Source organism: Ruegeria sp. CF1 (genome assembly GCF_056537445.1).
Map to the genome: position 1 here is coordinate 1 of NZ_JBQFRN010000015.1, position 21,373 is coordinate 21,373.

General features: G+C 54.1%; 22 protein-coding genes and 1 tRNA gene. 5 read left to right on the forward strand and 18 right to left on the reverse strand.

Features of this window, described 5'->3' with window-relative positions; all coding sequences use genetic code 11:
- Positions 1 to 250: 250 nt before the first annotated feature.
- Both ACRZ96_RS19240 and ACRZ96_RS19245 read right to left on the reverse strand, forming a co-directional pair.
- Positions 251 to 2,371 (reverse strand): CHASE2 domain-containing protein, encoded by a 2,121-nt coding sequence (locus ACRZ96_RS19240; protein WP_480707049.1) that lies wholly within the window; start codon positions 2,369 to 2,371, stop codon positions 251 to 253.
- 162 nt (positions 2,372 to 2,533) lie between these two features.
- The gene (locus tag ACRZ96_RS19245; RefSeq protein WP_480707047.1) at positions 2,534 to 3,460 is read right to left on the reverse strand and encodes a FecR family protein; all 927 of its coding nucleotides are present in this window, start codon (positions 3,458 to 3,460) and stop codon (positions 2,534 to 2,536) included.
- Between the two features lie 334 nt (positions 3,461 to 3,794).
- Between ACRZ96_RS19245 and ACRZ96_RS19250 the strand changes: the two genes are divergently transcribed.
- Positions 3,795 to 3,884 (forward strand) — tRNA-Ser (locus ACRZ96_RS19250).
- 176 nt (positions 3,885 to 4,060) lie between these two features.
- Here ACRZ96_RS19250 and ACRZ96_RS19255 read toward each other — a convergent pair.
- From ACRZ96_RS19255 to pyk, 12 genes are all read right to left on the reverse strand, one after another.
- The gene (locus ACRZ96_RS19255) at positions 4,061 to 5,830 is read right to left on the reverse strand and encodes a reverse transcriptase domain-containing protein (protein ID WP_480814941.1); all 1,770 of its coding nucleotides are present in this window, start codon (positions 5,828 to 5,830) and stop codon (positions 4,061 to 4,063) included.
- A gap of 222 nt (positions 5,831 to 6,052) precedes the next feature.
- Positions 6,053 to 6,724, reverse strand: a complete 672-nt coding sequence (locus ACRZ96_RS19260) for a hypothetical protein (RefSeq protein WP_480814942.1) — start codon at positions 6,722 to 6,724, stop codon at positions 6,053 to 6,055.
- Between the two features lie 210 nt (positions 6,725 to 6,934).
- The gene (locus tag ACRZ96_RS19265) at positions 6,935 to 7,450 is read right to left on the reverse strand and encodes a helix-turn-helix domain-containing protein (RefSeq protein WP_480814943.1); all 516 of its coding nucleotides are present in this window, start codon (positions 7,448 to 7,450) and stop codon (positions 6,935 to 6,937) included.
- A gap of 121 nt (positions 7,451 to 7,571) precedes the next feature.
- A complete protein-coding gene (locus tag ACRZ96_RS19270; protein ID WP_480814944.1) occupies positions 7,572 to 7,862 on the reverse strand; it encodes a winged helix domain-containing protein in 291 nt (96 codons plus the stop codon).
- Positions 7,863 to 7,958: 96 nt separating this feature from the next.
- Positions 7,959 to 8,081 carry a helix-turn-helix transcriptional regulator gene (locus ACRZ96_RS19275; protein ID WP_480814965.1) on the reverse strand — a complete coding sequence of 41 codons (123 nt, stop codon included), beginning with the start codon at positions 8,079 to 8,081 and terminating at the stop codon, positions 7,959 to 7,961.
- A 174-nt stretch (positions 8,082 to 8,255) separates the two neighbouring features.
- Complete coding sequence (locus tag ACRZ96_RS19280) at positions 8,256 to 9,038, reverse strand: hypothetical protein (protein WP_480814945.1); 783 nt, start codon at positions 9,036 to 9,038, stop codon at positions 8,256 to 8,258.
- On the reverse strand, positions 9,039 to 10,274 hold the full coding sequence (locus tag ACRZ96_RS19285; protein WP_480814966.1) for a tyrosine-type recombinase/integrase: 1,236 nt from the start codon (positions 10,272 to 10,274) through the stop codon (positions 9,039 to 9,041).
- Between the two features lie 122 nt (positions 10,275 to 10,396).
- Positions 10,397 to 10,762: a 50S ribosomal protein L20 gene (rplT, locus tag ACRZ96_RS19290; protein WP_008756009.1), complete on the reverse strand. Its 366-nt coding sequence runs from the start codon at positions 10,760 to 10,762 to the stop codon at positions 10,397 to 10,399.
- Positions 10,763 to 10,776: 14 nt separating this feature from the next.
- Positions 10,777 to 10,977 carry a 50S ribosomal protein L35 gene (gene rpmI, locus ACRZ96_RS19295; protein WP_010443552.1) on the reverse strand — a complete coding sequence of 67 codons (201 nt, stop codon included), beginning with the start codon at positions 10,975 to 10,977 and terminating at the stop codon, positions 10,777 to 10,779.
- Positions 10,978 to 11,159: 182 nt separating this feature from the next.
- Positions 11,160 to 12,710: an alanine/glycine:cation symporter family protein gene (locus tag ACRZ96_RS19300; protein ID WP_170465878.1), complete on the reverse strand. Its 1,551-nt coding sequence runs from the start codon at positions 12,708 to 12,710 to the stop codon at positions 11,160 to 11,162.
- Between the two features lie 14 nt (positions 12,711 to 12,724).
- The gene (locus tag ACRZ96_RS19305) at positions 12,725 to 13,162 is read right to left on the reverse strand and encodes a universal stress protein (protein ID WP_170395586.1); all 438 of its coding nucleotides are present in this window, start codon (positions 13,160 to 13,162) and stop codon (positions 12,725 to 12,727) included.
- A 243-nt stretch (positions 13,163 to 13,405) separates the two neighbouring features.
- A complete protein-coding gene (pyk, locus tag ACRZ96_RS19310) occupies positions 13,406 to 14,851 on the reverse strand; it encodes a pyruvate kinase (protein WP_170395584.1) in 1,446 nt (481 codons plus the stop codon).
- A gap of 118 nt (positions 14,852 to 14,969) precedes the next feature.
- On the opposite strand from pyk, the gene ACRZ96_RS19315 reads away from it, so the two are divergent.
- The 3 genes from ACRZ96_RS19315 to ACRZ96_RS19325 all read left to right on the forward strand — a co-directional run bounded on the left by ACRZ96_RS19315 (position 14,970) and on the right by ACRZ96_RS19325 (position 16,463).
- Positions 14,970 to 15,707 (forward strand): N-formylglutamate amidohydrolase, encoded by a 738-nt coding sequence (locus tag ACRZ96_RS19315; protein ID WP_170733529.1) that lies wholly within the window; start codon positions 14,970 to 14,972, stop codon positions 15,705 to 15,707.
- 87 nt (positions 15,708 to 15,794) lie between these two features.
- Complete coding sequence (locus tag ACRZ96_RS19320; protein WP_170733528.1) at positions 15,795 to 16,034, forward strand: DUF6868 family protein; 240 nt, start codon at positions 15,795 to 15,797, stop codon at positions 16,032 to 16,034.
- Positions 16,035 to 16,148: 114 nt separating this feature from the next.
- Positions 16,149 to 16,463, forward strand: a complete 315-nt coding sequence (locus tag ACRZ96_RS19325; protein WP_170395578.1) for a DUF1244 domain-containing protein — start codon at positions 16,149 to 16,151, stop codon at positions 16,461 to 16,463.
- 45 nt (positions 16,464 to 16,508) lie between these two features.
- Here ACRZ96_RS19325 and ACRZ96_RS19330 read toward each other — a convergent pair whose 3' ends face one another.
- The 3 genes from ACRZ96_RS19330 to dgcN form a co-directional block, all read right to left on the reverse strand.
- Positions 16,509 to 17,369: a D-amino-acid transaminase gene (locus tag ACRZ96_RS19330; RefSeq protein ID WP_170395576.1), complete on the reverse strand. Its 861-nt coding sequence runs from the start codon at positions 17,367 to 17,369 to the stop codon at positions 16,509 to 16,511.
- 10 nt (positions 17,370 to 17,379) lie between these two features.
- The gene (dgcA, locus tag ACRZ96_RS19335) at positions 17,380 to 18,345 is read right to left on the reverse strand and encodes an N-acetyl-D-Glu racemase DgcA (protein WP_170733527.1); all 966 of its coding nucleotides are present in this window, start codon (positions 18,343 to 18,345) and stop codon (positions 17,380 to 17,382) included.
- 68 nt (positions 18,346 to 18,413) lie between these two features.
- Positions 18,414 to 19,415, reverse strand: a complete 1,002-nt coding sequence (gene dgcN / locus ACRZ96_RS19340) for an N-acetyltransferase DgcN (RefSeq protein ID WP_170395572.1) — start codon at positions 19,413 to 19,415, stop codon at positions 18,414 to 18,416.
- Between the two features lie 295 nt (positions 19,416 to 19,710).
- Between dgcN and ACRZ96_RS19345 the strand changes: the two genes are divergently transcribed.
- Positions 19,711 to 20,673: an L-malyl-CoA/beta-methylmalyl-CoA lyase gene (locus tag ACRZ96_RS19345; RefSeq protein ID WP_480707029.1), complete on the forward strand. Its 963-nt coding sequence runs from the start codon at positions 19,711 to 19,713 to the stop codon at positions 20,671 to 20,673.
- Between the two features lie 39 nt (positions 20,674 to 20,712).
- Here the strand turns inward: ACRZ96_RS19345 and ACRZ96_RS19350 are convergent, their stop codons facing one another.
- Positions 20,713 to 21,291: a PA14 domain-containing protein gene (locus tag ACRZ96_RS19350; protein ID WP_170395568.1), complete on the reverse strand. Its 579-nt coding sequence runs from the start codon at positions 21,289 to 21,291 to the stop codon at positions 20,713 to 20,715.
- Between the last annotated feature and the right edge of the window lie 82 nt (positions 21,292 to 21,373).

A 21,373-nucleotide genomic window follows, 5' to 3' on the forward strand; every position in this document is an offset into this window, starting at 1 on the left:
ACTTTTGTGCGGATCTTAACGAAAACAGGTGGGTCAATTTTATTCGCTCATAACCCACCTAAGTGGGTCAATTTTGCATGCCGATTCACACGTTAAATATAGGGACAGAAGGTCGATCTCGAATATATCGAAAGTTTTAGCCCGTGTTGTTTTAGATGGTATTCGAGGGGGCGAGATTGATACTTCCGGCGGGGCGCAGTTGATTTTCAACAGCGCCCCGTTCTCTTTTCCAAAGCATATGGCGAAGTACTTACTCTGCACCTTCGCGCAGACCATGATGATGACTAAACACCGGCCGCGCATGAAGCACCTCTGATCGGAAATCCGCCATGCGCCCCGGTAGCGCGCGATAGAATGATGCCAAACCTGGCTCAACCGCCATCGCATGCTTGGCACATTCCTTGCACAATCCAGCGACTACGGTCTGTGACTCCCGTGCGCGTATCGCCTCTAGTAGACCTATGTGTGCGGTCTGCAGCTTTTGAAACGATGCACTGCCTGCAACTTCCCGATCTCCGACCAGTACATAAACAGGCTCTGGCTCGCTTTTACCTTTCAAATCCACGAAGCCCGCCTCTAGCAGCGCAAGATCAGAATTGGTGACACGGCGAATAGAGTCTGAGACTAGAATATCATAATCCACATGTCGGCAGTTTTGTTCGATCCGCGCTGCCACATTCACCACATCTCCGATTACTGTGTAATTGAACCGGCGCCGCGAGCCGATATTGCCGACGCAGGCGGCTCCGGTTGCGCAGCCTGTCGCCAGTGCGATGGGAGGACGCCCGCGCATGATGGGCAAAGTGTTGAACTTATCTAGCGCGCCGCGCATCTTCAGCGCGGCCAAGGCAGCGCGGCACGGGTGGTCATCCACGGGCAGCGGTGCATTCCAAAAAGCCATAACCGCATCGCCGATGAACTTGTCGATCGTTCCACGCTCGACCAGAATCTGATCCCCGATCTCTGAGAACAGCGCATTCAGCAGGGCTACCAGATCGGTGGCTGATACAGACTCGGACAATGGCGTGAAGCCCCGAATGTCCGAAAACATCACTGTGATCTCCTGAGATTCACCTCCCAATTGCAGTTGATGCCCATTGGCCTCCATCTCATCGAGGATTTCCGGTGCGACATAATGCGAGAAAGTCTGGCGGATCACCCGCTTCTCCCGCTCGGTCGAAACAAAGAGGTACCCGGCCAGAAGCCCGAAATTGGCCATACCTCCGGCCAAAGGGAAGGTCGCATCAAACAGAACCGACTGGTTCTGGAACGCCAACCAACTGATGGCAATTACGGCCGATGCGGCAACACCGCCTGCAGCAAAAGAAGCGACCGCCCCATAGTTGGACATGACCACTGTGACAACGACGCCCAGGATCACGAACGCCAACAACTCAAGCGCTGAGGTAACATCCGATCTGCTCAGCACATCGCCAAGGATGATCTGTTCGATAATCTGGGCGTGGATCGAAACACCGGGGACAGATTCACCCAGAGCCGTTTCGCGCATATCGAACAGGCCCGCCGCAGAGGTGCCGACCAGAATGATCCGTCCTTCTATCTCTGACTGAAGCGTTGGATCACTACCGCTGCGCATGACATCATCGGCCGACAGATACAGGCCAGGATTGTCCCGTCTGTAACGCACCCAGATCTCGCCATTCTCGGTGGTCGGCAGCACAAAATCACCCAGACCAACCTCAAGCATGATGCCGATCTCGTCCTGCGATCCTTCGGCAAAATAAACGGATTCGCCCATGGCCACCCGCAGGGCTTCAACCCCAAGCGCAGGTAATACACCGTTGGGCCCGGACCAAAGCACAGGGACCCGTCGCACCACACCCAAACTTCCTTGGGGCGAAACATTAACACCCCCGATCCCGGCCGCTTCTTCCCCCAATGGCGGCGCCAGAGAGGTCCAGTGGGCAACGCTGACAAGGCCAGCTGCGGGGTTCTCTCCGATTTCAACTAACCCCGCCTTCGGTACAATGGCCGAACCGCTATCGGTTTGCCGGGCTGCCACACCCAGAACCACTGGCCATCTCGCAATTTCGTCCCCAAATCTGACGTCATTGTCCAGATCGATCGCGGCCTGATCCACCTGCAGTAGTCCGGACAAGGTCGGGTCTTGCAACAATCGCATCGGAGAGTATCGGTCGGGCTCGGCAAACAGCATATCAAAGGCAATCGCAGCGGCACCGTATTCGCCCAATCGTTCGACCATCTGACCCAACAGGGTACGAGGCCAAGGCCATTGGCCCCATTCTGCCAGAGACCTTTCATCAATATCCACCACGCGGACCGGCAGATCCGGGTTGTAGGCCCGTGGTGAAATCCGCTGCAGGATATCGAAGTAAATCAATCTGGACATTTGAACGGGATACGGATCCGCGACCCTAATGAAGCAGCCCATCAAGATCAGCCCCAAGCCTACAAGCCTGAATACTAATCGATGCCCAATTTTGTCTCTTATCTTACCCACCACGTTCACCTTCCAGGCGCAGGGGAACATGAAAATATATGTAACCTGATGCTACCAACCAGCTATCGCTGAAGCGTTACCTGCCGTCGCCGTTGCCCTGACACCCGATCCACCGCTATCTCCACTGGATGCGTTTACGGATGTTCTCGTTTCACCCGAGGCGCTTACACCTGCGCGCGCTGATGTCCCGGAACGCCCTTCGGCGCTGGCAGAGGCCCGGTCTGGCGCTTCGGATCGCCCGCTTTCGCGGGCCGCCGACACCTCAGAACGACCTTGTTCCGTTTGCCGCCGCGCTTCGCGCCGCTCTGGCCTTTCAGATTCAATCTTTGGGGCCTGAGCCTGTCTGCCCGAACACCCTTCTGCACTCACCCGAAACGGTGGCAGCAGTTGCGTTTGCGAGCGTATGAAGGGGAAACCACCTTTTAGCGCTTTGTCATACTGCTCCTTATCTATCGGGCGCCCCACCTGACCGCCCGAACCGGTCGCAAAGAGACTGCACTGTCGGCTTGCCGACCGGCACGACCCGCGTCGGCCGCACATCTGAACGGTGCCCTCGATAACCAGCATCGCGCTTTGGCTGCCGGATGTAATCCACATATCAAATGTCGTTCCCCGCACGGCCATGGTGGCATCGGGCGTTTTGATCGAATAAGCGCGCTTTCTGCTTTTGCCCGAAATGAAACGGAAACTGCCGCCCAGCGCCTGCACGGTGAAGTTTTTTGCCTTCCTATTGCCTCGCAGCATCGAGACATCCAGGATCATTCGAGCGTTCGGACCAACCGCAATCTTGGTTTCATCTACGAACACCAATTGAACCACGCCTGATCTGTCGGTCGAAATAGTATCGCCTGAAACAACATCCATCCCTTCACGCAAGCGTATCTTTTTACCGGCCCGGATAATATCCGCGCCCGGTTTAGCACTGAGCACTTTTCCGATTGATGCGATGGCCGACGCAGGCAGCGTCGCTAGAACCAAGAAAACACAAAACAATTTCAACCAGACCAAACCCAAGTCCCCTTCCCCCAAAAGGTACCTACCAGGGTGCCAAACACCCCACGCCCGATATCTGTCGCCTCAGAAAGCTAAATCTGAATAGTTATTAGAGCCTTAAAACTAGACAAATATGCGCCAGAACAGGTGGAGTTGGCAAGGTTTTGCATGTTTTTCAGCATTTCGGGGGTTTCGCACCCCTGCTTCCGGTAGCCCCAGCGCTCCTTCTTGTGGGTTTGATCATCGGTATTCAGAAAAATTTTCCAGACATAGAAAATCGCCTTGTATCTGGATGACAGGCAAGGATATACCGGCCAGCGGAGACGTGGCCGAGTGGTCGAAGGCGCTCCCCTGCTAAGGGAGTAGGCGGGAAACCGTCTCGAGGGTTCGAATCCCTTCGTCTCCGCCACCAAACTAAAAATAATTTATAAAAAACAGAATCTTGCTGGTATGTGGCGAGCTGTCGTCCCCCAGTCCCTCCCCCATATTCCGTTACATCATGGATTTTTCGCTATGCACCTAAGTGCCCATACTATCGGCGTTATCAGCAGAACCTGTGCGAAACACTCGACCCCGAGAGAATCCTCAGTCTGTTGGTTTTGCTGAAGGTTTCAGTGGTTGTGCCAACACCGTCTCGATTCTTTGCAAAAGAGGTTTAAAGCCAGAGAAATCTATTTTTGCTGCATTCGCTTCTACCACCCACCTAGCAAATATCTCTTTGCCGTAATGGTTCTTTGTTTGGTGAGACTTCAATTCCCTTTTGAAGGTTTTGCCTCTGTTGACCGTCGCTAGTGTAGCCTTGTCGAACAGATCCTCAATACTTGCGGAGGTACCTGCTGGTATCGGAATTGGTACAACGAAAAGATTGCGTGTAACATGATAGAACGGCTCGCTTCCATCTATGGGTGTCTTCGAGCCAGTTTGGTCTCTTATTACCGACCACATAGGCTTTGCTGCTTTGTCGTTGTCGACAAGCACAATCACCGGCTTCTTTTGCCCACCTTCATGAAACTTGCCTACTAAGCTTCCATATTTGGAAACAAACTTGTGCAGTTCACCCGTACCACCCGAGATAGACAAAAGTTTTGCGTGTTTTTCAGAGTGTTTAAAAAAGCTTAACGCCTGACGAGTTCTGTCGTTGTCAACTTTTGTTGGCTGAAGTGAAGGGAAACCAGCTGAAAGAGCTGCTATCGCACAGCGTATGTAAATATTGTCAGTTTTTCCTTCGCAAATGAGAAGTGGCCGCTCAAGTGCATGAAACTTTTCGTATGCTAGGAACTTTCTGTACAATTTGTAATGGGAAGGAATAGGGGAACCGTTAGGGCTTGAAGCCGCTTGTTCCAAATCGTGGTACGGAAGAACTCCGGTTTCAAAGCATTTAGCAGCCATTAGAAACTCGAGTTTGCCTTTCAAAGCAGAAAGACTTGCGTCTACTCCAGTTTCCGGGTGGTGACATTTTGAGGTGGTAAACTGAGAATGGCACATCGCTCTAACTGTGTCAGAGTACTGTTTCGCTACATTCACCTTCTGATTTACAACAAGGCCTGTCGCGCTCTGCCGTGACGTGGAAAGTTGCATCCTGGTTTTGGCTGGGTTTATCTCAAAACCGGACTTTTTTATCACATCCAGTACTTTGGGGCCGAGCGCACATGAACCTGCCGTCGTCCGCTTGAAAGGATTAAGTTTGCAATCTGCTCTATTGTGGGCTTCCTGAAGCTTTCGACCAATAGGCCAAGGCTTTGGTGGACTAGCGACAAAATGAGCGATTTCTTTCGGAAACTGCTCCATATTCGTTGAGAACGTCAAATCATCGACGTAGCGGGAATAGGTGCACTTATACCTCTTGGCCAAACGACCTAGCCTTTGATCCAGAATGCTTGCGATAAGCTCCGAGATAATAGGAGAACTTGGAGCCCCTTGAGGCAAAGTACCTTCGTGGCAAGCGATTTGAGCAATTAGTGTAGCGATTTCAGGGTCAAGTTCGAAGCCCCGGTTCTTTTGAAAGTAACCGCGAACTCTACCGAAATTGATGCTGGGGAAGAAGTCTTTCAAATCGGCATTCAAGACGTAACGCTTGCTTTGATGCTTGGCAGCATTAGAAAAAATCGTCAGATTTCGGTTCTTTTGAAAACCATGTGAGTACGACCACAATGGGTTCGCCTGAGGTGGAAAAAGTTCTCTATGGCAAGCATATAAGAGGTTGGAAAGGCGCGACTGAAGCCCTTTAAGCTCTGGGCAGGGTGCTTGAATGGTTCGCACTCCTCCACCTTTCTTGGGAATTTCGAAAGTGTGGTACCGATTTTCCTGAGGTACTTTGTAAATTGAGTAAGTAAGAGCGGAAAGTGGGTAGTTCAAAAGTACTGCTAGGTCGTTTCGAGACTTTACGGACTTAAGTAGCTTCAAATTTGACAAGGCGCGCCTCAAATAAATGTTGCTTGCGGGTACTCCTTAGGCAAACCGAAGGTTTACATAAAGTTGGCTAATGGGAACTCGAAGAGAGCAATACACCTCACATTGGATGCAACCGCTGGTGAATCACAGCGACAAAATCTACCCGCAAGCTTGTATTTCTCGTATTTACTTTTCGAGTGCTTTGGAAGCCCAAAATAGTCCATCGAGCAGCATTTCTTTTTCCTCGCAGCAGAGCGCTTCACCATAGCTTTGAAGAAAGTCTAGCGTCGCCTCGTTTTCACAAGAAATAATCTCGTCGCAGATTCGACGGTAAGTGGACCCCCACATTCCTTTGGGCCTTTTTGCAATCGAGTGGGCCGCACCGGCCCTGCCACCAAGCGCACGCCTGAGCTTATTTGCGCGGCGCAACATCCGGTCATACCGTGCTTCGGCCTGGCTGGTGTAGACGAGGTTGTAGCATTGGCGACAGAGGAAGAATTTACCACCTGAGTAAAGTTTAACCGCGCGTCGATTGCAGTGCCGCCCACGCACAACACCAGAGCAAAGAAAATAGGGGCGTTTGCCGCCGTAGTGGCATGGTGCGTAGCTAATTGGTACGGGTTGGCGGACGGCCTCCCAACCGCCACCGTATTGCCGCACGCGGTAATCCAAAACCAACCGCTCTTCCTCTGCCCTGTATCTTATCCGACCGACTTCCTCGCCATCACGCGACCAAACCCACCAACCTTGTCCGCCCGGCGTCAAACATCCTTCTCTATGAAATCGGTTTACGTCCAGCGAACGGCAATCCTCTGCCTTTTGCCGGTAGCTTTTGCGACCCGATCCATATCCACCCATGTGTTGCCTCCTGACTTTTTCCGAAATCAATAGCAAAATTTGGGGTTCTCAATTTCATGGAACCCCGAATGCTCAATTTATTGAATCGAGTCTTTGCCTTTCCGCACCGGTCTCCATAACCGAATAGTACGGGTATGTTTTTGATGCCCTCCCCGCAATTGACACGTTTTAATCCGTCTTGCATGGAAGCGTTCCCGAGAGTGGTTAGTATTAGTGTCCCACCTCAGTACCCTGGCGCGACCCTGAAATTGCTCTGACGGGTTCTTTGGTGGAGCCAGAAGTGTTCCTTCGGTTTCGTGGGGGACCGATGGGCTGAGGCGACGGGTACTCAGGTGGACCGACTTTTGTCTTTGCACGCCACCTGCGCCAGTCATTTGTCGCAATTTGGACACCCTTTGAACTATGCATTCGTTTGGTTGTCAGCCGCCATTCGTGCGCCTTGCGGTGATACCAGTTCCCTGGTTTGTGCAGTGCGATAAATCCTTTTTCTTCAAGTTCAACGAAGGCGCGCTGGGCGGTGCCTTTTGATATGCCCAATGCCTTGACCGCTTCATTCATCGAAAGACGCACGTTACCATTGTTACCTCCGTTGAACCGCGTGTGAAGCTCCAACCAGACTTTGACAGCGGCCCCCGAAAGGGACCGCCATGCTTCTGATTTAAGTTGAGCATAAGGAAGCGTCACATACTGACCTTCTGCGTCGCGCCGTTTGCCTTTTGCCGCCATCAGCGATGTCCCCCGCGCAGTTCTTTGTTTGTGCGAAGCCAATGGTTCGGCAGACTGTGTTTGCGTTTCAGATGACGTTCAAATGGACTGAGAGAGTCAATTTTGGCCTTGGGGTTGGCAATCATTGTTTCTGCTCCCCACTGCTGTGGCCTAGAACAACGGAACTCCGCAGATGGTACCTTGCGTGATATCCGGGATAGCTTCCTCCGTGGGGTTCAATTTCAGTGTCGATGAGAAATCCCATTTCACGTAAGGAATGGATGTGTGCGGCAAGACGGATGGCCGGGTTTTCAAGAGATGTTATGCCCTGACCTTTTGCATGGATCAGGTGATGCATCGTTTGGCCGATGCGACCGGATAGAGTGAAAATGCGGGGGCATTCGCCGCCCATCAGGGTGACGTTCAAATTCATATTAGCCTCATTGATTTGCGAGGCGCGAAGCGATAGGGATTATGTGTCTAGACTACCCAGCGCCCGCGCCAGTTTCCTAACTGCGTGGGTGTTGCTTTACCTAGCCAGCGATTTGGTTGCGGGTCGGTCAGAAAGCCAATCGGATATTGCGCTTTCAGGCCAAGCGACAGCGCGCTTTCCGATGCGGACAGGGCGGGGAAATTCTCCACGGTCCATCATATCGTAAATACTGCTGCGACTTAGGCCAGTAGCGGCTTCAACTGCCGGTCTCCGGAGGTGGATTTCAGCCAATTTTCGTTCCTTTCAAGCTGTTCTTGGATCGTGCAAGAACAACTACAAATGATGTCCAAACTGAAATAGCCGTCATGATATAAATGCCGTATTGAAACAGTGTTATGGTTTAGAAGAGCGCCTACCGCTTCTCGATATTTTAGGAACTATCTCAGCAGCATCAGCCCAAGCCAGATCGAATGCTCTAAATGAAACCGCCTCTGTGGCATATAAATTCCTGGCTTCTTGCTTGGTCTGAAATGCTCTGGATTTAGAGCCTTCAATGATTTCCCTCTTCAATTGAGCTCTGGATTTCTTAGTTTGACCAGGACCTGGCAAGTCTCTAGGGAGTGAGGAATCGGGTTTGAAGTTTTCCTCAGGCAAGCAAATTGACCAACCCTCGAAGTTCTCTAGTACAGACCAATCGGGGTCAGTCTCAAATGCCAAGCCTAACGCATCAAATAGTTCCTCCTCAGAGTAGACCCGCAAGGCAATCTCTTTGAGTTTCTTATAGTTTCTCAAAGTAACTACATACTGACTACGATTGAAGAAAAGCGGCATGGACGGTCTAGGAGGCATCGATGCATCCCCATATAACTCGACCATTATTTCGAATGGAACTTGTGTGCGGCTCAACCCAACACTAGCTAACTCAAATTCGCTTGCGACCTCTTCTAGTTCAGGCGGGAACTCAATTCTGTCGAACAGACCGTGCCCATCTAGCTTAACGACTTCACCCCTTGGGGAGCAAAGTCTTGGAGAGCAATCTTCGAATGCCCACTTTAGTACTTGATGCTCAAGAATGTCAGTTACGGAATTTTTGGGATTGTAGGTTCTAAGGTCAAACTTTGTTGGACCATAGTAAAAAGCATGTTTCAGGCTGACGTAGTTTTCGGGTGCAAACAATTATCCAATCCTAATCAAGTCATCAGAACGTTTAGCAATGAAATGAGACCATTTTTCCATCAAGCTCCTCCGCTTCTCAAAAAAATCAGAACGTGCATAAGCTGCTTCTGACTTGTCTTTCAACGTATGTGCTAAGGCTGCCTCAGATACATCACGCGGGGTGTTAGTGCGCTCCTGCGCCCATGTCTTAAAGGATGTTCGGAACCCATGCACATCGACATCATAGCCCAGCCCCTTAACCAACCTTGACAAGGTCATATCAGACAACGGCTTGCCTGGTATGTTGCCGTTGAATACCCAGCCTTCACCTGAGCCCAAATTTTGTGCCTCCGATAACACTTCCAAGGCGCGGGGAGACAATGGAACACGATGCTCTTTCTTGGCTTTCATACGCAGCGCTGGGCGGGTCCAGACAGCGTTTTTCAAATCAAATTCGTGCCATTCCGCCAGACGAACCTCTCCGGATCGGGACGCAGTCAAAACAAGCAGTTCTAGCGCCAGTTTGGTGGCATCCCCGGCGCTTGATGCCTTCAGGCTCTCTAGGAATTCAGAAACCTTGATGTAGGGCAGCGCTTTTCTGTGCACTTGCGTCCTGTCCTGCTTGGGCAAAGCGGAAGAAACCGTATCCACAGGGTTGTCCTGCCTCCAACCGTTGGCAATGGCCCACTTCATCACAGTGCCGATACGCTGGCGTACACGCCGCGCTGTTTCAGCCTTTTCTAGCCAGATTGGTTGAAGGACAACCAACACATCAGCCGTGGTGACTTCGGAAACCTTCAGCTTGCCAATGCGGGGAAAGGTGTAGGTTTCGAGTGTGGAAATAAACTGCGCCGCGTGTTTCTTGTTGCGCCAAGTTGGTTCGTGGATCTTATGAACCTTTCGCGCGGCCTCCTCAAACGTAAGTAGGGCTTCAGCAGTGCGCTTGGCTTGCAATGGGTCGCCACCAGCCCGCGCCAGCTTGCGGTTCTCTAGCGCGGCTTCTCGGGCCTCTGCTAAGCTCACAAGGGATGCAGACCCCAAGCCTATTTCAGTGCGTTTGCCGCGAATGACAATACGCTGGACCCAGCGCCGTGCGCCTGATGTATCCACCTTTAGAAACAGGCCATGCCCATCAAAGTATTTACCCGGTTTAGATGCCGTTCGAACGAAGGCAGCCGAAAGTGCTTTCTCTTGGCGCTTGCGCGGTGCGTTCTCTGCAGTACAATTCAGCCCAGGATGTTGGAGGCGGTGAGATATTTATCTTCATCGCCCTAGGGAGCTCAATTTGCCAACCTGGCGCAATCGACACCCGTTACGGATTCAAAAAAAAGGCCGTCCCAGCTGGGACGGCCTTTCATTCACTGTCTCTCGAAAGAGGTTCAGGCAGCCAGCGCGGCCTGTGCTTTGGCGACGATCGCGCCGAACGCTTCCGGTTCGTGCACAGCCAAGTCGGCCAGAACTTTGCGGTCCACTTCGATACCGGCCAGGTTCAGGCCGTTAATGAAGCGGGAATATGTCAGTGCCTCGTCATGCGAACGGACAGCGGCGTTGATACGCTGGATCCACAGCGCGCGGAAGTTGCGCTTGCGGTTCTTGCGGTCGCGGGTTGCGTACTGGTTGGCCTTGTCTACGGCCTGACGGGCAACCTTGAAGGTGCTCTTGCGGCGGCCATAGTAACCTTTGGCAGCCTTGATGACCTTCTTGTGACGGGCGTGAGTTACGGTTCCACCTTTAACGCGGGACATCTCTTAATCTCCTCTTAGCGGTCGTAGGGCATGTAGCCCTTGACGATCTTGGCGTCGGGGGCGGACAGGGTGGTGTTGCCACGGGCGTCGCGGATGAATTTCTTGGTCCGCTTGATCATGCCGTGCCGTTTGCCGGCCTGGCCAGCAAGGACCTTACCGGTCGCAGTCACCTTAAAGCGCTTTTTGGCGCTCGACTTTGTCTTCATCTTAGGCATTTCCGTCTCCTTTCGGGGTTCGGTTTCAGACGCGACTCGGCATGCCATCTCGGCCGGTCACGCGATCAGAAGCGCCGTTTACGCAAGTTCGGTCATACTGGCAAGGGGGTTTGGGCCAGAATCTGCGCTTTTTGCAGGCTGGCTAGGCACCGGGGCGACGCGCGCCGCCCCGGTAGTTTGGATTAATGTTCGAATTTGCGGATTTCGCCACTCTTCAGCCGTTCGGCGTAGGACGCCAGTTCCTGACGTACCACTTTCATCAGGAAGTAGAGCGCGAAGACGTTCACAACCGCCATGGCAAAGATCGCCGCATCCGAGAAGTCGATAACGGGGCCAAGGTTAGCCGCTGCACCGATGACTACGAAGATGCAGAAAATGACCTTGAACACCAGTTCCTTGGTGTGGCCCTCACCGAACAGGTAGGTCCAGGCCTTGAGGCCGTAGTAGGACCAGCTGATCATGGTCGAGAAGGCGAACAGAACTACTGCGATTGCCAAAACGTAAGGGAACCAACTGAACGCGCTGCCAAAGGCGGCTGAAGTCAGGCTGACACCCGAGTTTCCGTCAACCGTTGCGATGGCATTACCGGCTTCGTTCAGCATATAGTTTCCGGTCTCCGGATCGACGATCAGCTGCTGGGTGATGATGATCACCAACGCGGTCATGGTACAGATTACGACCGTATCAATGAACGGCTCCAGCAGCGACACGAACCCTTCGGTGATCGGTTCTTTGGTGCGAACCGCCGAGTGGGCAATCGCCGCAGAACCAACGCCCGCTTCGTTCGAGAACGCCGCACGCCGGAAGCCCTGGATCAATGCGCCGACCATACCGCCAGCGACACCAAGACCGGTGAACGCTCCCGCGAAGATTTGGCCAAAGGCCCAACCGATCTGATCCGCGTTCATCAGGATGATCACCAGAGCCGCAGCCACATACATCACGCCCATGAAAGGAACGACTTTCTCAGTCACGCGCGCGATGGATTTCAGGCCGCCCACGATCACTGCAAAGACGATGCCTGCAAAGACCAGGCCAGTGATCCAGCCCGGGTAATCTCCGACGATGCCTGCGATCTGCTGATGCGCCTGATTGGCCTGGAACATATTGCCCCCACCAAGCGCGCCAAGGATGCAGAAGATCGAGAACAGAACGGCCAGAATTTTACCGCCCGGCAGGCCCAGTTCGTTGAACCCTTTCGACATATAATACATTGGACCACCAGAAACGGTGCCGTCATCATATTCGTTGCGGTACTTTACACCCAGCGTACATTCGGTGAATTTCGACGCCATGCCCAACAGGCCTGCGACAATCATCCAAAAAGTTGCACCTGGCCCGCCGATACCGACGGCGACCGCAACACCGGCAATATTACCGAGGCCAACTGTACCGGACAGCGCCGTTGCCAGCGCCTGAAAGTGGCTGACCTCACCCGCATCATTGGGATCAGAATAGTCACCTTTCACAAGGCTGATCGCATGACCGAAGAAACGCAATTGTACAAAGGCAAAATAAAGCGTGAAGACGGTCGCGGCGATGACCAGCCAACCCACGATCCAAGGGAACCCGGTGCCCGGAAACGGGGCAAAAATAAAGCTGACGAAAGGCCCGGTGAAATCAGCAAAGGCCTGGTTGATTTTATCGTCCAACCCGACCGCCTCCTGTGCGGCAGTGGGGCTCGCAACCAGAGCGGCAAGTGCTGCCAGACTCAGTTTGTTCTGAATATTCATCATAATCTCTCCCCTCAGTTCACGACCGTAACCGGAACATCGGCGTGCATGACAAGGTTCTGGGTCGAACTGCCAAACAGGCGTTTTTTAAACCCATCTGCCGAGGCCCGACCCACAACGATCTGGGAGCCACCGTTTTCAACCGTGATTGCATTCAGCGTTTCCGCCACATCTCCGTGACGGACGATGCCGCGCGCCTCGAATCCTGCAGCCTTCAACGCTTCAACCGCTGGCTCGATGATCCGTGACGTAGCTAACGCAACCTCTTCTTCGCGCCGTTTGTGGCGTAGGGCGTTCTCTTCTGGTGTCTGGAATGTGAAAGGAGACCATTCGATGACGTAAACCGCCAGAAGCTCGCATGAACCGATACGCCCGGCCAAGTCTTTGGCAAAGGCGATCGCGCGTTCTCCGGTTTCTGTCCCGTCCAGTCCTATGACAATTTTCGTTGTCATGCCGTTCCTCCGTTATTGTTGCTTTGGCCGGGGCCCTCGCCCCCGGCAGGGCAGCCGGAACCTGGAACTTGCTTGAGTAGACCGCCCTAAGGGCAAGTATCCCGAAAAAACACGCAAAAACAGAGAGATTATTGCTGGATACAACCCTCAAACTTCTAAGGTACTGTAAATAAATATTATTATATGCCCAAATATTAGGCATACGCTTGGTATCAAACTGAAATTAGTAGTGGTGATCCGGGCTTAGCCCGGATCAGTGTTGTAGATCAGCCGTTCATCACAAGGGGCGATACGTAAGATGTTGGTGGTGCCAGGAACATTGAAAGGGACGCCGGCGGTGACCACAATCTGATCAGTCTCAGCGGCGAAACCACCCGAACGGGCGGCGCGAGCGGCGCTGACGACCGCACCTTTGAACCGCTCTTGTTCAGGGGTTAAGACGCAATGACAACCCCAGCTCAGGCAAAGCCTGCGGGCGGTGCCAGTGGCGGGGGTCATTGCGATGATAGGCACACCGGGACGCTCACGGGCGGTGAGCAAGGCGGTGGTCCCGCTTTGAGTGAAGCAGCAGATGGCTTTGATGTCAGTCTTTTCGGCAATCTCGCGTGCCGCAGCCACGATACCATCAGCGATGGTCGTACCCTTGGCGGTACGCGACGCGGCAATAATCTGAGTGTAGGTTGGGTCAGCTTCAACTTCGATGGCAACCTTGTTCATCGTCTGAACCGCCTCGATGGGATAAGAACCAGCAGCCGATTCAGCACTCAGCATGATTGCATCGGTACCCTCGTAGATCGCGGTGGCCACGTCCGAAACCTCGGCCCGTGTGGGCATTGGGCTTTCGATCATGCTTTCCAGCATCTGGGTTGCGACAATCACAGGCTTCGCGGCTGTACGGCATTTACGCACCAGACGTTTTTGGATCGGGGGGACTGCCGAAACAGGCAGTTCGACGCCCAGATCACCCCGCGCAACCATGATCCCGTCTGAGGCGTCAAGGATATCGTCAAAAGCTTCGACCGCAGCAGGTTTTTCGATCTTGGACAAGATCGATGCTCGGCCATCCGCCAGTGCGCGCGCCTCGAACACATCCTTGGCACGCTGAACGAAGCTCAGCGCCAACCAGTCCACACCCAGTTGGCAGACAAATTCCAGATCGTCGCGATCCTTGGCCGACAGCGCTGCCAATGGCAGCACCACGTCAGGCACGTTCACACCCTTGCGGTTCGAAATCGTGCCACCGACTTCGACCGTGCAATGTGCAAAATCCTGACCGCAATCCTGCACGATCAGACGAATCTTTCCGTCATTGACCAGTAGGCGCGCACCTGGCTCCAATGCGGCAAAAATTTCGGGATGTGGCAGGCAGACCCGGGTGATATCCCCGGCTGCCGGATCAAGATCCAGACGGAATGCGGCGCCCTCCTCCAGTTCTTCCGCATCATTTGCAAACACGCCAACGCGCAGCTTTGGCCCCTGCAGATCAGCCAGAATCGCGATCGGGCTTTCCAGATCCTTTTCGATCTGCCGGATTATACGGTGCCTCTCGCGAATCTCATCGTGGCTGCCATGGCTCATGTTCAGCCGGAATACATCGGCCCCAGCCTCATGCAGCGCTCGGATGGTGTCATAGTCATTGGACGCCGGTCCCAGCGTCGCCACGATTTTCACATTTCTCAGGCGTCGCATTGATCAGACTCTCCTCAAACGCGTAAATGTTACCGCAAACATTGCTCAGGCTGCTTATTGCGCAATTCCCTTTCCAACGCAACTGTCCTACACCTGCGACAAACAAGATGACAGGCTCATGACATACTCTCCGTTTTTTGTTCACGGCGCGGATCGCTCGTCGCGTTGGCTGATTACCTGTGACCATGCAACCAACATGGTGCCGCCCGAAATCAGCGGCGGAGACCTGGGTCTGCCACGCGAGGATATGGAACGCCATATCGCATATGACGTCGGCGCCTACGAGGTTTCAAAACATCTGGGTGAGGTTCTGAACGCCCCGGTAATCGCAGCCAACTTCTCGCGCCTCGTGATTGACCCCAACCGGGGCGAGGACGATCCAACGCTGCTGATGAAGCTCTATGACGGTTCGATCATTCCTGGTAACCGCCACGCAGATGCGACCGAGCGTGAGCGTCGTCTAAATATGTGTTACCGGCCCTATCACGATGCGCTGGCGCAGCTTGCGGCCCTGCCGCATGCGGTCATCATCTCGATGCATTCCTTTACGCGCCAGCTCCGTGGCCGCGATCCTCGGCCGTGGCACATCGGCGTCTTGCACACACCGGATGAGCGGTTCTCGCGCCCGCTGATCAACCGGTTGAACGCCGAGGATGATCTGTGCGTTGGGGTAAATGAACCCTATACAGGTGTGCTACCCGGCGATGCGATCGACAAGCATTGCAGCAGTTTCGGCCGTCCTAATGCACTGATCGAACTGCGTAATGATCTGATTGCGGATCATGACGGGCAACGCAGCTGGGCCGAACGATTGGCCGTTATTCTGCAGGATGCACTGAACGATAGCGGACTATGACGTAAGGTCACTTCATGCCGCTTCCGATCCTCGAAATATTGTGAGCCAATATACTGACACCCATATATTAAGGGAAAGGAGACGACCATGACTCAGGAATTCCTGACTACTGTCTTCGGCTGGATGACCGCCCTTAACATCGCTGTTTTGTTGTTCAGCACACTTATGATCCTTATCATGCAGGACTGGATTGCAGGCGTGCATGGCAGAATGTTCCAAATGGAGCGGGCAGACGTAAAGAGGGTCTATTTCAGATATCTTGCGAACTACAAAATCCTGACAATCATTTTTTGCCTTGTGCCGTGGTTGGCCCTCAAACTGGCATAAAGCATCCAAACCTGACGTTCCAAGGGGCCTTAGGGCCTCTACTGTTCGTTGTAACATGGCCCACGGATTGCTAGGTCAGGTCCAGAACGCAAGACAATCATTCGGAGCCCGACAATGGACAAGCAAACCGAAATCGAACTTCAGGCCGCAGCGTTTCGCCGTTTGCAGCAGCATCTGATGCAGGATCGCACCGACGTACAGAACATCGATATGATGAATCTGACCGGGTTCTGCCGCAATTGCCTGTCGCGCTGGTATCAGGAAGCCGCCAATGCCAAGGGCATCGACATGGACAAAAACGAAGCGCGCGAGATTTTCTATGGCATGACCATGGATGAGTGGAAGGCCAACTACCAGACCGAAGCGAACGCCGAGAAACAAGCCGCCTTCAAGGTCGCGTTTGAAGAGAACGTCACGAAAAAAGGCTGACGCCCCGAAAACGAAAAATGCCCGCCGTTTTGGCGGGCCTTTGCTTTAGATTGCGGCCTTTCGGCTTTCGTCCAGATAGATCTCGCGAAGGCGTTTGGCAATCGGGCCCGGCGTGCCATCACCCAGTGCCACGCCGTCAATCTCAACCACCGGCATGACAAAAGCGCTGGCCGAAGTGGTGAAGGCCTCATCCGCCTCTTTCGCCTCATCGATGGTGAACAGGCGCTCCTCAATCTCCATCTGCGCCTCGGCGGCCATGCGCAGAACCGCCTTGCGGGTGATGCCGTGCAGAATGTCGTTGGACAGCGGGCGGGTGACGATCTTGCCGTTCTTGACGAAATAGGCGTTGTTGCTGGTGCCTTCGGTGACATAGCCATCTTCAACCAGCCAGGCATCGTCACAGCCAGCCGCTTTCGCCATCATCTTGCCCATGGACGGATACAGCAGTTGCACGGTTTTGATATCGCGGCGGCCCCAACGGATGTCATCGATCGAAATGACCTTGGCCCCTTTCTTCGACGCGGGGCTGTCGGCCAGACCTGGCTTATTCTGCGTGAACAAAACCAGCGTAGGCTTGGTATCCGCTGACGGAAACACAAAATCCCGGTCGCCGTCACTGCCGCGCGAAACCTGTAGATAGATCAGACCTTCTTCGATGTCGTTCAGCTCGACCAGTTTGCGATGGATTTCCAGAAGTTCTTCTTTGCTGCAGGGTTCAGCCATCTGTAACTCGTCCAGCGAGCGTTTCAGCCGCACCGCGTGGCCTTCGAAATCGACCAGCTTACCATCCAGCACACTGGTTACTTCATAGACGGCGTCTGCAAACAGGAAACCTCGATCAAAGATCGAGACGCTTGCCTCGGTTTCAGGCAGGTATTCGCCATTCACATAAACGGTGCGGGTCATGTTCTTCTCCTCAGCCCCAAAGTGCCGCTTTGGGCGGATGCACTCCGGCGTCATCAAAAATCAGGGGTGTGTCGCGGTCTTCTGCCAACAAAAGCGGTCCGTCAAGGTCCGTCACCATCGCACCCTGCGCGACCAGCGTTGCAGGTGCCATGGCCAGCGAACTTCCAACCATGCATCCGACCATGATGCCATAGCCCTCGGCCAGCGCGGCCTTGCGCAGCTCCAGCGCCTCGGTCAGACCGCCGGTCTTGTCGAGTTTGATGTTCACCACATCATATTTGCCCTTTAATTTAGGCAAGCTGGCCCGATCGTGACAGGATTCGTCGGCACATACCGGCACCGGACGATCCATGCCGATCAGTGCATCATCCTCACCGGCTGGCAGAGGTTGTTCAACCAGAGCAACGCCCAGTCGCACAAGATGCGGCGCAAGATCGGCGTACACTTCAGCAGACCAACCCTCATTGGCGTCGATAATGATTTTGGACTCCGGCGCACCAGCCCGCACGGCCTCAAGCCGGGGCATGTCGTCCGGTGTACCAAGTTTGATCTTCAACAAGGGTCGGAACGCATTTTCTGCCGCCTGTGCCTGCATTGCCTCGGGAGTGTCCAGGGAAAGAGTATAGGCCGTAACTTCAGGCCCCGGTGCGGCAAGTTCCGCCAGCTCCCACGCCCGTTTGCCGGAGCGTTTCGCCTCAAGGTCCCAAAGCGCGCAATCCACTGCATTCCGAGCCGCGCCGGCAGGCAGCAGATCCATCAGGGAATAGCGAGAGAATACGTCGGGCAGGCCGGCAATCTCGGCCTCGACTGAATCCAGCGTTTCGTCATAGCGCGCATAGGGCACGCATTCGCCCCAACCATGATGCACACCATCCGAGATCCGAACCGTCAGGACCTTTGCCTCGGTCCGTGAGCCGCGCGAGATAGTGAATACCTGCGCCAGCCGAAATACATCGCGGGAAACGTCAATCTGCACGCGTTCAACCTTTCATCGAAAGTGGTGTCTGTTGCCGACAGCAAGGGGCGATCGGCAACCTGCTTAGATCACAGTGCGGCCAGCGCATCCACCAGTTTACCAGCACCAAAACGGTAAGGATCGGTTGCTGGGATACCCATCTCGGTCTCAACCTTGGCGATGTATGCGTGTGCGTCGTCTTCGCTCAGATGCTGGGTGTTGATCGACACTCCTGCAACCTGACACTCTGGGTTTGCCACGCGCGCCAGCGGCAGTGCTGTGTCGCGCAACTGCTCCAGCGTCGGCAGTGAATACTCAGGCAATCCTCGCATATGGGTCCGGGTCGGCTCGTGGCACAGGATCAGCGCGTCGGGCTGACCGCCATGGATCAGCGCCATGGTCACGCCAGAATAGGACACATGGAACAAAGAGCCCTGCCCTTCGATGTGATCCCAGTGATCCGGATCATTGTCCGGTGTCAAATACTCAACGGATCCCGCCATGAAATCGGCGATAACCGCATCCAGCGGGACGCCCTGACCCGTGACCAGAATTCCGGTCTGACCGGTGGCCCGGAAGGTGGATTTCATGCCGCGTTTGCGCATTTCAGCGTCCATGGACATCGCAGTGTACATCTTGCCGGCAGAGCAGTCGGTTCCAACGGCCAGGCACCGCTTACCAGTACGCTTGCGGCCGTTTGCGATGGGATATCCTACGGTCGGTACACGGACGTCGTGCAATGTGCAGCCGTGAGTCTGTGCCGCAGCAACCAGATCGCCTTCGTCGCGCAGCAGGTTGTGCAGGCCCGACGCCAGATCATAACCCATCTCCAGTGCTGCGATCAGAACCTCTTTCCAGGCCTCACTGATGACCCCACCTCGGTTGGCAACACCAATGACAAGAGTCTTGGCACCAGCAGCTTTACCTTCGGCAAGTGTCATTTCGGTAAGACCCAAATCAGTCTTGCAACCATCCAGCCTTATTTGACCCACGGCATTCTCAGGACGCCAGTCGCGGATACCAATGGCCACTTTGGCCGCCAACAAGTCGGGCGCATCGCCCAAAAACAACAGGTACGGTGTCTCGATCATTGCGGTGCACTCCTTTGATTCTGGCTTAAGCTAGAGAACCGTTTTGACGAGGGTTTCTCAAATTCTTCTCGCCTGCCCGCCCACAGCGGGAAGTTTTTGCGTATTTTGGCTTTCTTGCACAAGATTGTTCGAAGTTTTTAAACTGATCAAACTTTAAGCACCCCATTTTGCCAGTATCTTCAATCATGCTGCATACGCATTGCCGCATATGCACAATCACGCTTGCGCAGCATTGCGCAATTTAATATCCCATGACCAACCCTAAACGCAATTTCCTTACTCGCATGAGGTCCAAATGAGCTTCCGCATCCAACCTGCCGCTCCGGCCCGGCCCAATCGCTGCCAACTGTTTGGCCCGGGCTCGAACACCAAGCTATTTCCCAAGATGGCAGCATCAGCTGCAGACGTCATTAATCTGGATCTAGAAGATTCGGTGGCTCCTTCCGACAAGGATACCGCTCGCGCTAACGTAATCGAGGCGCTGAACACAGTTGATTGGGGCAATAAATACATGTCGGTTCGGATCAATGGGCTGGATACACCCTATTGGTACCGTGACGTGGTTGATGTGCTGGAACAGGCAGGCGACCGTCTGGATCAGATCATGATCCCCAAGGTAGGCTGCGCGGCGGATGTCTATGCAGTTGACGCGCTGGTCACCGCGATCGAGCGCGCCAAGGGCCGAACCAAGCCAATTTCATTCGAAGTGATCATCGAATCTGCCGCCGGACTGGCGCATGTCGAAGAAATCGCCGCCTCATCCCCGCGCCTGCAGGCCATGAGCCTTGGCGCCGCAGATTTTGCAGCCTCAATGGGCATGCAGACAACCGGCATCGGGGGTACGCAGGAAAACTACTATATGCTGCGCGAAGGCAAAAAGCACTGGTCCGATCCGTGGCACTGGGCGCAGGCCGCAATTGTCGCCGCCTGCCGCACCCATGGCGTGCTGCCGGTGGATGGTCCGTTCGGCGATTTCTCAGACGATGAGGGCTATATCGCGCAGGCCAAACGGTCTGCTACGCTGGGGATGGTCGGCAAATGGGCCATCCACCCCAAACAAATCGCATTGGCCAATCAGGTCTTCACACCGTCGAATGAAGCAGTGTCCGAAGCGCGCGAGATTCTGGCCGCCATGGAACAAGCAAAAGCCAACGGCGAAGGCGCGACGGTCTACAAAGGGCGTTTGGTCGATATCGCTTCGATCAAACAAGCCGAGGTTATTGTGGCGCAGGCGGAATTAATCGCGGCGGGTAGCTAAGAAAAAAGGGCGCTCAGCTGAGCGCCCCAATCGATCTGATCAGCGTCCAAATACATTGTTTGGTGTCCATGTGAAACGCTCACCCTTCTTTCCTGATTTCATCATCAGGCAGGATGTACCGTATTTCTGAAAATACTTGATTTTGATTGGATACCAACCCGCCTGCGGCACCTCGACCTCGGTGCGTTGGTTGGCTTCGCAGCCCTGACGGCCGTTGACATAGCCGATCTGCTGACCGCCGACCCAGGCGTCAATCCCATCGTTCGACCAGGTCTCAAGCTCGTAAACTCCGGGTGAATCAAAGCGGATATATCCGCTGATTTCCGCGGCAACATTGAACGCCTGATTGTAGGTCAGGACAGGATCACCTTCGTTCGTGTCTCTGTAGTCCAAACCTCGGAGGGGCTGACCCGGCTTTGCCTTTTTCAGCAGATGATTGACCTTCGAGAGGTTCTGGATTTTGCGAGGCGGGTTACCTTCCCAACTGTATTTTACGTTCAAGCCGGCTTTTGGGCTGGGCTGAGGGCTAGCTGGCTGTAACTTCAAAGGTGCTGCTGTCGCAGCGCCGGCAAACATTGCCAAGGCAGCCACCAGCGCTCCGGTGCGAAAAAATGTCATGGTCTACTCCCTGAATTTGCGCCTGCTTCGGGGTTAATCCCTGCCGACGATCCTGTTGAGATGACACTAGGCGCTGAACTTT